3 protein-coding genes are annotated in these 1,710 nt (G+C 42.1%); all 3 read right to left on the bottom strand.

What is annotated here, in order from left to right; all coding sequences use genetic code 11:
- Nucleotides 1-227: 227 nt before the first annotated feature.
- A complete protein-coding gene (locus tag BR02_RS0113065; RefSeq protein WP_031517798.1) occupies nucleotides 228-416 on the bottom strand; it encodes a hypothetical protein in 189 nt (62 codons plus the stop codon).
- Between the two features lie 93 nt (nucleotides 417-509).
- The gene (locus tag BR02_RS0113060) at nucleotides 510-1,067 is read right to left on the bottom strand and encodes an MT-A70 family methyltransferase (RefSeq protein ID WP_476580450.1); all 558 of its coding nucleotides are present in this window, start codon (nucleotides 1,065-1,067) and stop codon (nucleotides 510-512) included.
- A gap of 63 nt (nucleotides 1,068-1,130) precedes the next feature.
- The gene (locus BR02_RS14955; protein WP_031517794.1) at nucleotides 1,131-1,601 is read right to left on the bottom strand and encodes a hypothetical protein; all 471 of its coding nucleotides are present in this window, start codon (nucleotides 1,599-1,601) and stop codon (nucleotides 1,131-1,133) included.
- Between the last annotated feature and the right edge of the window lie 109 nt (nucleotides 1,602-1,710).

Raw genomic sequence — 1,710 nt, 5'->3', positions numbered from 1 at the left:
TACCTTATGCGGTGGCATTTGCTCAATGATCCATTTTGCCAGCCTCCACTTTGCACCAGGATATTTCAGTATGGGTTGCAACATTAACACCACCTATCAATACCATCCCAACCTTTCAGCTACTCCATAATATGCAGATCACTCTAGTACCGTCTAATTTTTTAGATTCAGCATTTCCATACTTATATTTAGTCATGCTTCCGCACATATCACACTTGGCAGACATCTTACTCATCCTCCATGTTGTAAGGATTAAATACGCATTCAAGACAAAATCCTTCATGCCAGTTTGCTTTCTTTTGATGCTCTGGCCCTCGAATACACTTTTCACTGGTGCAATATTTTAAATAGTGTTTCAACGCCATTTCTTCATGCCATTTTCTTCCACGGTCGATTTTGTATAAAACTTTAGCCATAGTATTCACACTCCTCCTAACCACCATGAAAGTCGTCGCAGAAAAGCCGCAGATTTATTTTATACCTAATGATATTTCTTTTAACTTCTTGATTTATGGAATTTCATCACCCCAGCTATCCCATCCTGTCACTTGTTGTCTTGCAAATAATTCAATTCTTGGTAAATCTCCGAGCAATTGAACAATTTTATCTCTTACAATGTCAGGTTTTTTAGAATGATGTTCAACAGGGGATTCAATTATTTGGTGTATGTCATGTCTTTTTACCATTTGTTTTGCTTTTGTTTTTTTGCTTATGCCTAACAAACAAACTTCCGCATTTGCTCTTGTATATGCACCCATACCCCAAAAATTTGTCCATGATTTTTTATTCTTTTTTATCCATACAAATGCTGCCGTTTTATATTCAAAACCCCATGCTTTCATAACCTTTAAAGCCTCGCCTATATTCGGGAATGTTGCCCACATAAAACATATAGCATTATCTGTGCAAATTTCTCTTACTGGCAAATTACATATATCTTCTGTTGACATCGTAGAGTAATGTTGTTTAGCCATTCCTCTTGAATTTGTTTTACTTCCACTTTGTTTATATTCCCAAGGCGGGTCTGCATAAATTATTTGATATTTTTTTTGCGGCAAAGGTATCAATATAATCCCTCCTAACCACCATGAAAGTTAACACAGGGTTACTATTCATCAAAAATAGTCATATCAATACCACCCCAACCTTTCGGCTACTCCATAAACGAACCCCGACCGATACCGGTGAAACGTCGCCCGGTCCACGTTCAGCACTTCCGCCATATCGTCTGGCGACATATCAAACCTATTCCGCCCCTCCATCCGCGCTGCAAGTTCCGCCGGCGGTTCCCAGCCAATTGCCAGTCCATACTTCACCCATACCACCCGGCGGCCTTCCTCCTTTGCCCGGGCGTAGGTGTCCGCTATGGCTTTCGTAATTCGCTCCATTTCCCGGAGCAATATACTGTCAGCCAGCTTTGTCGCCCGGCGTTCTACAATGCTGGTGCCGGCGTATCTATCACCTACCACGGCACCATATGCATCATGCGTACCGCCAGCCAGAATGATATCTCGCCTTAATTCCTCCATAGCCTGCAATGTATCATAATAAGCGTAAATCTCCGCTTCTATGTGTCTATATGCCGCTCTTTTGAGTTTCACTTGTCCACCCCCACCGGACTGTGTTATACTTAGTGTGAGGTTGGGGCCCGGTGAGGGTCCTTTTTTCTTCTAGCTTATCCCATGCCCTAAGCTTAATCTCCCGCACGCT

This window comes from Desulfofalx alkaliphila DSM 12257, from assembly GCF_000711975.1.
Classification (GTDB): Bacteria; Bacillota; Desulfotomaculia; order Desulfotomaculales; family Desulfohalotomaculaceae; genus Desulfofalx; species Desulfofalx alkaliphila.
The sequence above is the reverse complement of the archived record's forward strand: the minus strand, read 5'-3'. Positions and strand labels throughout refer to the sequence as shown.

What these genes read in the sequence shown, in the direction of transcription:
- BR02_RS0113065 (WP_031517798.1), bottom strand. Translation starts at nt 416, where the DNA reads ATGGCTAAAGTTTTATACAAAATCGACCGTGGAAGAAAATGGCATGAA.